Genomic DNA, 9,321 nt, shown 5'->3' with positions numbered 1-9,321 from the left:
GAAACTAATTCTACACGGCCCTTCAAAAACCTATTAAATTGGATCATTTGTCAACAGTCCCTACAGCGGCTCTTTTTTATATACTCATCGATTCAACCAATGGTCCAAGTCACGCATAAACTGTTGTGTATTCATATAAGGAGGATCTATCTGGAGAAGCTTGCGAAGCATATGCTTGGTCATTGGTGTGACAGTCAGCTCGTCCTCCCACCCTGAATTTATTTCAACTTCAGAAGTGCACGAATCATAGCCGGAATACAGCATAAAAAGAATAAAATGGCCAACAGCATATAGATCGTTTGGAGCCTCTACGGTTCTACTTAGCGTTGCCTCATCATCCGATCCGAGTTCCGTGCGAATCGGCTCCCCAAAGCGACAGGCCAAGCCGAAATCAATGAGGTGGATCTGATCTCCATCCAATATGACGTTCGGTATCCGGATATCGAGATGAACGAATCCTTGTTCATGGACATAATTTAAAATCTCCATCAATTTACGAACGAAACTAAGCACCTCTTTTTCAGAAAACACTACCCCTCGCTCAAAAATCAAATCTTCCACCGTCTGTCCTTTTACGTGCTCGGTTACCATATACAATTGCTCTTTATATTCGAACGACGCTAAGCATTTCTGAATCGAAGGATGCCGCAGCCACCCAAGAACATCAATCTCTCGGTACAACAAATCTCGACCGACCGTCCCTTTGCTTGGCTTGGCTTGCTTCAGAACTACCTCTTGGCCGGAATCCACATCTAGGCATATATAAGTCAACCCGTAACTGCCAATGCCAAGGAAGCGTTGTATTCGGTATTTGTTAGTGATGACGGTGCCCTCTCTTTTGGGATAGTCGATCCAAGCTTCGTATACCCCTTTCAAATACTCGAACAGATTCATGCTGCCTCCTGAAATTTATAATTTTATTGAAACCATTTAGAGTTATTACCTTTATAATTATTGACCATTCTTGGTCAGGATGCACTCATTTAATTGAACTCTGCCCGTTAGCTTAACGCCCAGCAGGACATATGTAAATCGTTTGCTGCGGTTTGCCTTCCTTCGATTTCGATAAGCATCTCCGGCCCGTCTGTCATTTCATATCCGGATACGGGAAACCATTCCGAAGAAATTCGAGCCCATGTATACTGGGGTTCATTGGCTCGTTTTTCGATAGTTGTGAACACCCCCCACGTGGAAGCTTCAACCAGCAATACATCAAATCTTGTTTTAAAACGATCCGGCATTGGTTCCTCCATAGCGATGCCCACATATAAATCCAGTTCGGTTCCCTCAGCTTGCCTGTCATCATAATTTGTATATACATTCAGTATGCCTTTCGGTTCCATCTTGGAGTATTCCGTTAATACGAGCAAATCCTCCTGTTTCAACTTTCTCCAAACATCCGCGGTATGTGAACAGCAGGCGATTCTCTTGTTCGCGCAGCAACAGGCTGCCGCGGCAGCCTGTTGCTTATTGTTGAGCTATAGTATCCCGTCCCTCAACGTCCGAAATTTGAGACGCTTTGCTTTAGTTGTCTTTTAATATTCCCAATTTCCTCTGAGCTGTTCAAAACGTTCATTACACGCTTTTATCCCTTCAACAATTAGCATATAAGCTGCTTCTGAACGACTTTGCGCGATTGATAACGGGAAACGCTAAGTTCAACAAAAGCAGCGGCGAACAACGTTTTTATTTTATAGCGTTTGTTCGCTGGACAATTGTCACTATCGTCTTAATCTGCTGATATAAACTACTATCAAGTACTATTTCTTTCCTGATTGTGTGTATCATCACTTGTGGTACGCTTCTCCGCGCTGTCTGTAACGACAAGCTGGGGCCATCCTTAGCGGATGGCTCTTTACTTTGTTTATTTCTTGAGACTTAAATCTTATTATTCTCGAAAATAATGACCATTTTTTTGCTGCCTAAGTATTCAACGGAAGCATTAAACTGTTCTGAAACAAAGCGTATAGGAACAAAAGTAGTGTTATTTCTCGCGAGTAAAGGTGCGTCGAACAGCACGGTTTGCTGGTTCACCCGTACTTGCCTGTTCCCCAAAGCCCAACGTATCGTTGTATCGTTTTTTCGAATCGTTACCTCTTTAGTGCTTTGGTTCCAGCCTACGTTTGCCCCAAACTTCTCAGAGATGAAACGAATCGGCACATAAGTACGATTCATGTTTGTAAATGGTGCTGTCGTAATACGGTAAGCTCTCTCGCCCACATATGCTGTAGTGCTTCCAATGACCAGTCGCTGCGTCTTCCTCTGAGACTTTTTAACTTTTTCAAGATCACTAATACCGTTCACTTTTATGAATATTTTGGATGTTTGGGTGCCTTGGCTCAAGTCCAGGTTGTTGTTATACAGCTCAACTCCATGGAAGTACTCGATAGAACTATCAAATTCAATATTTTGAATTGGTTCTAAATCCCAAACCCGATTGTTGCTCAAGTAGAGGGCAACCAGACCTTTCATATTCCTTAAGGGTTCCAAATCATAAATCAGGTTTGATGATAAGCTCAGCTGTGACAAGCCGACTAATCTCGATAAAGGCGCAAGATCTTTAATGATATTATTGCTCGCATTGAGGCTACCAAGTTTAACTAATCCCGCTAACGGCTTAAGGTCAGTAATCTTGTTGCCGCCAATTGAAAGCGTCGTTAGGTTGACCAATTCCGCTAGCGGTGTGAAATCAGCAACCTTGTTATTGTCAACTGACAGTGTTGTTAGATTGGTGGATAGCAGCCGAAGTGGTGAAATATCATGAATTTGGTTATTACCAACGTATAAATTTGTCAGCTTGGTTAATTTGCCGAGAGGCTCTATATCCTCGATCTGATTACTGCTCAAATCCAAAAAAGTCATTTCTACGGCATCCGATAGTCCATGAATATTTGAAATTTGGTTGTTATTAGCAAAAAGCACGCGCAGACTTGGGAGTTGTTTCAACACCTCCAAGGATGAGATTTGATTCCAAGGAATATAAAGAGACTCCAGTTCTTTCATAGCTGACAAATCTTCAATCGAAGAGATTTGGTTTTCCCTAAGGTTGAGACTTCGGATCTTAGAAAGCTCCTTTAGAGATGAAATATCAGCAATTTCATTATAGGATAAGTTTAATTGCGTAACATTTGCAGCATATTCCAATCCTTGCAAATTCTTAATTTTTTTGTTTGATAAATCAACGTCGGTAAGGGTCTCTAAATCTGATTTGACAACTGATTCTTCGCTGGTTTTATTCAATAATGATTTAATAGCTGTTTCGAGATTGGGGTCAGCAAAGACAACTTCTTGGCTGAGATCTGCCTCAGCATAGGCTTGACTTGAAAAGCTCGTACATAGCACGAAAATAAGTAAATAAACGGTAAAACGTTTCATCATTCTGACTTCCTCTCCTATGACTGTACTAGGTTTGCAATACTTCGAGCTATTAAAAATGATCGGACGAATTGAAAATTCGTTATGCTATTATAGCATATGGCATTTTATTAATTGACAGGAAAATGTAGGTTATCGTCTGTTTGTCAACTACCGAATCGCGTCACGGAGAAGGGGTGGGCTTTCCCTATTTTTTGATTTTTGGGAATCCCAAAAGCGTGCAGAAGCCCGTTTGCGACGAATTTTCCGCCGAGTGCGGCCCATAACAAATCTGTACCACTCATCTGCTTGTCTGGCCAAATACTCCTTCAGCATTGTTAACGTTATCTCTGATATTTCGAGATCGCCAAGTTCCAACATCAGCATTTTTGTGCTGGAGGACGTAGGCTTTTAATGTTGTCAATGATGAAAAAAGCAGACTGCGCTGCGGCAAACCGCTAATTGGTTTCATTCAATTAACTCCCAGTAATTGAACCGTTATATTACGCTGGAATCCGTGCTGGCCGGAACTAATACGATGATCGGTTTTTTTGATTGAACCGGTAGGATTCAAAAAAACTCCCGCTGTTACGAGACCTTATGATACCAGTTGTTTTTTTGTATTCGGGAATGTTCTTTAAAGGTTTGGGCACGATACGAAAGGAGGTGTCCAATAACAAATGAGGAGTCTGCTGGTAGTTATCTTGCTGTTCCCTTTAGTATTTGCAAATTTATCTGAGTACGTATACGCGCAGCCGGAGTACATACAAGACCAAACCGACAATTCGAGTACTGTTGAGCCCTATAAACGAGGAGGTTTCCGTTCTCCTAGGCGAGGATACAATCCCGGAGTCACGAATCCAGGACGTAAAACTCCGGACCGACCGGATAATGCGGTTCGCACGCCGCCAACGAGAGCAACACCGGCTCCACGCATGGGCTTAGGCGGACTGTTCGGGGGTCTGGCTCTAGGGGCGATCATTGGATCTCTCTTCAACCCATTCGCGGGATTCTCTTATGGGATTCCATTTCTTTCACTGCTTAGCATCGTGTTATGGCTTGTTCTCATTTTAGTGGTGGTTCGGCTGTACAGAAGAAGGAAAAAATATTAACCGCTCTATTGGCGAACAACAAGAGCCCCTGCAACTGCAGGAGCTTTTGTTAATTCCGAGATCTACGCTGCGCTATGTCGCGTTCAGTATTACTTACAAAATTGTCACAGTTGTGTTGCTATTGACCATATATTCCCTGCAAAGTCTTTAAATGTCCCCCTTCTGTCGGGGTCACCTTCTCTTTCCCTTGGAACTTCCAAAGAGATACACCCTAATTCAATTGCTTTGTTAAAAACTTCATCTAAAACATAAACGTGAATTAACAGGTTATTAGGTGGGAATTCTTCGGAAGAATCCCCTAGCATTATAACAGAATCATCAATTTGAACTTCAACATGCATAATTGTTCCGTCAGCAGCATCGTAACGTCGTAGTTCTTTGGCATTAAATAATTCCTTTAAAGGTACGAGTTTGTTTCCAGAAATGATTCTGGCTACTTCTGAAGGTTTCACCATCTTGTTATGCAATGGCTCCACACTTGAAACTCTGCCCAACCCGCCTTCGCAGCAATTTGAGTGCCTCCCGATTGTCCATTCTCCCGCACAGCACAATCGCGTTTTGCAGGAAGCATCGGGCGCGCTGGATTATATTTTAGAGGTTGTCCTAATATTACTAACAGAGCGCAGTGAGTGAACAGAACCACCGGCACTCTGTTTTTTAGTGCTCAGAAAGGGGTAGGAATCGGAGGACACGATACGGCATCGATGAATCGCGGATCAATACCATAGAAGTACCAGTATGATCCGCTCCATCTATACCCTGCAATACCCTCCATATCGACATATGTCGGATAAAACCAGAAGTTCTCGCCAGACCTGAGCCAAACATAGGTGTACTGGTAAACGCAGTCGACGATATAAGAAACAGCGGGTTTCGGCGGGATGAATGAGGGAGGAGGCAGCGGCGGTTGTCTCATGGGCCCTTTATTTCCCATATGAGCCATAACATCACTCCTTGCGGAAGGTTTTCATGATTTTACATGCATTGTATCTTATACTATGTAGGTGAATAACCACTTGACTGTACGCATGCCTACTCTAGCTGTTTTGCACTGTCAACCGCTGCATAAAATATGCCTGCAGCATTTAATGGAGGCTCTATGACTGTCGACGGATTCCCGCTGCTCCACTATTATCCATGCCTCGACCGTCAACGCATATAAAAACTCGCCGCAGTGCTTTCATCAACGGAAGCACTGCGGCGACAATTCATGAGATATTAGTACTCGTATCTATCTACATAAAGGTTAAGAAGTTGCTGATTGTACCCACCAAATTTAGTGCAACCATAAGTGATTCCAATTAACGTAATCTGCCCGAAGTCACGTTCACGCTTGAGATACAGTGGGGTGCATAAATCGATCCGGCAGATGATTGTAACCATGTGTTTTTACGAACAGTACTTCGCTGCCCTTTAAAATATGACTTTGGATCGGAATCCCCTTATAATCCGGTGTGTAATGAAAGACGATTCGATTCGTGTCATTACCGGCGATCAGGCTGAGAATATCTTCGATGTTTATTTCTCGTTTACTGATCACATCAAACAGATCCACTTGATTACCGGTTTTCTTGAAGATTGCAATAACATCCTCACGCTCCAGATAATAAATATCCTGGCTAAACACATTCATACAATAGAACATTAATATTTCCTGGGAATGATCCGTCCCGAAAACTCGAGAAACGGGCACTCGTTCAGAAGCAAAGGTATGAATAAAATGAGCATCCTCGATCGAGTTACCATCTAATTTTCGGATACCGGCAGTCTCTAACGAACTAGAAGTAAAGTCCATGGAGGATTGATATTCCTGCACAGAACTGAATCCAAACTTGGGGTAGAAATTCAATACAGACTGATTCGCAAACAAGTACATATAATCGTACTGAAGCTCATATTCTTCTAAAATTTGATTCATTAAACGTGTCGAAAGTCCTCGGTTTCTGTAGTCCGGATGTGTCATAACCGTGCCAAGCTGCATGGCTCTTCTTCTCTCCCCATGAATGAGCAGTTCAAGCTTATTAACGGAGGCATTGGCTACAACCATACCTTCATCGACATAAGAATAAGGAATATATCGGTCACTCCAAAATCCAAATTGATACCAGCGTTCAAAGCTTATGCCGAAGATATTGCTGGCAAGCTCAGACAAGCTCTTTCTAAGTTGTTCATCACCCTTGTAGTTTTTTACAAATTTCAACTCACCCACTTCTTCCCTTCACTCAGGGGAACCATCGAAAAACTCCATATGGCCTTTATCCTGCTTATAATAATCAAGTCTGTCCTGCAATGTACCGGTATGAAATTCAAATTTATGACCATCCGGGTCCGTAAAATAAAGAGATTTCTTATCCCTTTCATCCCTTATACGGCCTGGAAGTATGTGTACTCGCAGATCCAGTAACTTCATATGCATCTTTTCGAAGTCTGCATCTTCGATAGAGAAAGCAATATGCGTGTAGGAATGATTGATTTCTTGACGAGGAATATCTTGTTCAACATTAAGGGCCAACCAGATTCCATTCAGGTCAAAATAAGCGGTATTTCTCCCCTTAACTAATAACTTCGCATCAAAGACTTGTTGATAGAACGAAATAGACGCTTCTAAGTTAGACACCGAAAATAATAGATGATTCAATCCCTTAACGACCATGGAATCCCCTCAATATGGTGTAATTGTTCGCCGCGGCGAACCAGCAAGGCTTATCTAGATCAATGTTCCCTTACATGTATAATCTTCAACTTGAGATGTGTTAGAGGTGCATTGCAGCTCAAGGGTACTTCCATCAAATTTGATGATGAATTTAACTACATAAGGGGTTTCAATATATACCAAGGTAAGCTCCAGCAAGTTTGGATTTAGCCAGCAGGCATAGGTAGCCACTTCTTGGTGATGTACAGCTAGATCCTTGATAAAAGAATCACACGAGTAGACCAGGTTATTCAATTTGAATGTATATGACTTGACGGCTTCATCCTCATAAGTAAGCTTAAATTCGAACTGCTGATTCTTTTTAGAAAAGCCAAGCTTCTCCATACATTGAGGATTATCTTGTACGGAATACTGTTGGTTATCTAGCTGTATGAAATCATCCGATACTCCCTGCGGAACAGGGAATGGATATGTCATGCTTAAGAGATATTCACGCAACTTATCCTGACCATCACAGTGAACAAGGGAAGTGTCATGGTTTATTTGACTTATCACATGCTCATATACCAGATCCAGCAGGTTTTGAAGCTGCTGCATGCCGGAGAAGCTTGATGTTGCGGCAATAACAATATTCTGGTTAGGCGCTACAAAACACAGCTGCCCATACCCGCCATTGCCCATGAAACAATGATCGCGACATAGAAAGAATGATACCCATAACCTTGGGAGAAATCGACCCTGATCTCATCTACAATTGAAGAACGTAAGCAAGGACCTCGATGACAGCCCATGATTTTCAGGAAGATCTCTGTCCATTCCATTTCTCTCCTCACCGAGGTTAATTCTCCTTAGTCCGGGCGGGTAAGCTTAAGAACCCCGAAGAGATTGATTCGCTCACGAGTATGGTCATTGAACAGGTTGTTGCCTTGAATATGATCAACAAATAGAATGCCATTCAAGTGATCCATCTCATGCTGGATGCAGCGGGCCAGATAGTCCTCGCCTTCCAGGACGAATGTTTCCCCTTGGCGGTTCAGACTTTGGATCTTGACGTATTTGGCCCGCTTCACCAGCCCTGAATAGCCCGGATACGACAGACAGGCTTCATAACCGAGCTGTTCGCCCGATGCTTCCAGCAATTCCGGATTGATCAGTTCGATTAATCCCTCCCCGCAATCCATAACCACGACTCTACGGAGAATTCCAATCTGAGGCGCCGCTAGACCTGCCCGGCCTTCGGTGGCATAAATCGTATCCACCATATCGTCAAGCAATTTTATAATTCTGGGGTTCACTTCTTCTACCGGTTTGGCAACCTTTCTTAATATCGGGTCACCGAAAGGAAGAATCGTTTTTTCGCTCATAACGGCCTCCTATGTGTGATTAGCGTTCTATGTCTGCCCTACAAAAGTTACGGTTTGCTCCATTAATGGCGTTTCTTTATAAGCTGTATCAATTCCTAACCGCTGAATGGCTTCCTTGGATACATGCTTGGAATGGATCGCTGCGCTGAACGCCTGCTTGAATGGGAACGGATTGATCTGGATCTGCCCCCCACTCACCCAACGCGCGGCTAATCGTTGATCATCGATAAGCGTTTCGAACCCTTCTCTGTACCAAGGATGCTCGTCTTCCTTCGTGGCCCCCGGTTCATTCAAACAAACGTACAGCGAGATTTCATCGCACAGCTGTAACAGCTTCAGATGCTGGCCCACCATGCTTTCATCCTGAACATTCAACTTTGCTTGTATTCGCCGCTGTCTTTCTGCTTCATTATGGATGAATGCCATGCAATCCGGTTGTTTGGAATTACGAATGTGCCGGAACGAAGAATAGTGAAGACTGCATAAGAGCGCTGCATATTCATTCATGGCTTCCGTCTCATCTAATCCATATTGGTATAACAGTAATTTGGGGAGGAGCGGATAGTCCCCGAATGAGAAAGGAACGGCATGACGATCATTCCATATTGGTGTCTCATCTAGTCTAATCCAGCTTCTGTCATGCTCTGTTATGGCCATGATCGTATCCTGGCGGTAGGACGGATCTATGAAGAGCCTCTCTAAGAAATGGCTCGCGATACAGCCTGCAAATTGTGCATGTTCATGCTGAGCGGTCATGACAACATGTGTATCGGTTTCTCGAATAATCACGGAAAATCGCCCCTTCCTGATTCACCTTATTTTACCATACGAATGGATG

10 protein-coding genes are annotated in these 9,321 nt (G+C 43.1%); all 10 read right to left on the bottom strand.

Annotated elements, in window-relative coordinates:
- Positions 1-84: 84 nt before the first annotated feature.
- Positions 85-894 (bottom strand): serine/threonine protein kinase, encoded by an 810-nt coding sequence (locus NNL21_RS21220; RefSeq protein ID WP_204819970.1) that lies wholly within the window; start codon positions 892-894, stop codon positions 85-87.
- Between the two features lie 107 nt (positions 895-1,001).
- Entirely contained in the window at positions 1,002-1,424 is a 423-nt protein-coding gene (locus NNL21_RS21215) for a GyrI-like domain-containing protein (protein WP_256555377.1), read from the bottom strand.
- A 454-nt stretch (positions 1,425-1,878) separates the two neighbouring features.
- A complete protein-coding gene (locus NNL21_RS21210) occupies positions 1,879-3,378 on the bottom strand; it encodes a leucine-rich repeat domain-containing protein (RefSeq protein ID WP_204819968.1) in 1,500 nt (499 codons plus the stop codon).
- Positions 3,379-3,655: 277 nt separating this feature from the next.
- Positions 3,656-3,826 (bottom strand): hypothetical protein, encoded by a 171-nt coding sequence (locus NNL21_RS21205; RefSeq protein ID WP_204819967.1) that lies wholly within the window; start codon positions 3,824-3,826, stop codon positions 3,656-3,658.
- 744 nt (positions 3,827-4,570) lie between these two features.
- Complete coding sequence (locus tag NNL21_RS21200; protein WP_204819966.1) at positions 4,571-4,921, bottom strand: VOC family protein; 351 nt, start codon at positions 4,919-4,921, stop codon at positions 4,571-4,573.
- Positions 4,922-5,793: 872 nt separating this feature from the next.
- The gene (locus NNL21_RS21195; protein ID WP_204819965.1) at positions 5,794-6,675 is read right to left on the bottom strand and encodes a GNAT family N-acetyltransferase; all 882 of its coding nucleotides are present in this window, start codon (positions 6,673-6,675) and stop codon (positions 5,794-5,796) included.
- Positions 6,676-6,684: 9 nt separating this feature from the next.
- Positions 6,685-7,119 (bottom strand): FosM family fosfomycin resistance protein, encoded by a 435-nt coding sequence (fosM, locus tag NNL21_RS21190; protein ID WP_204819964.1) that lies wholly within the window; start codon positions 7,117-7,119, stop codon positions 6,685-6,687.
- 54 nt (positions 7,120-7,173) lie between these two features.
- Entirely contained in the window at positions 7,174-7,800 is a 627-nt protein-coding gene (locus NNL21_RS21185) for a hypothetical protein (protein WP_204819963.1), read from the bottom strand.
- A gap of 167 nt (positions 7,801-7,967) precedes the next feature.
- Positions 7,968-8,483, bottom strand: a complete 516-nt coding sequence (gene def, locus NNL21_RS21180; protein WP_204819962.1) for a peptide deformylase — start codon at positions 8,481-8,483, stop codon at positions 7,968-7,970.
- A gap of 27 nt (positions 8,484-8,510) precedes the next feature.
- Positions 8,511-9,272, bottom strand: a complete 762-nt coding sequence (locus NNL21_RS21175) for a DUF3891 family protein (protein ID WP_204819961.1) — start codon at positions 9,270-9,272, stop codon at positions 8,511-8,513.
- Positions 9,273-9,321: the final 49 nt, after the last annotated feature.

This window comes from Paenibacillus mendelii (genome assembly GCF_024498075.1).
Classification (GTDB): Bacteria; Bacillota; Bacilli; order Paenibacillales; family Paenibacillaceae; genus Paenibacillus_Z; species Paenibacillus_Z mendelii.
Note: the sequence above shows the minus strand (reverse complement) of the source record. Positions and strands in the feature narration are given on the sequence as shown.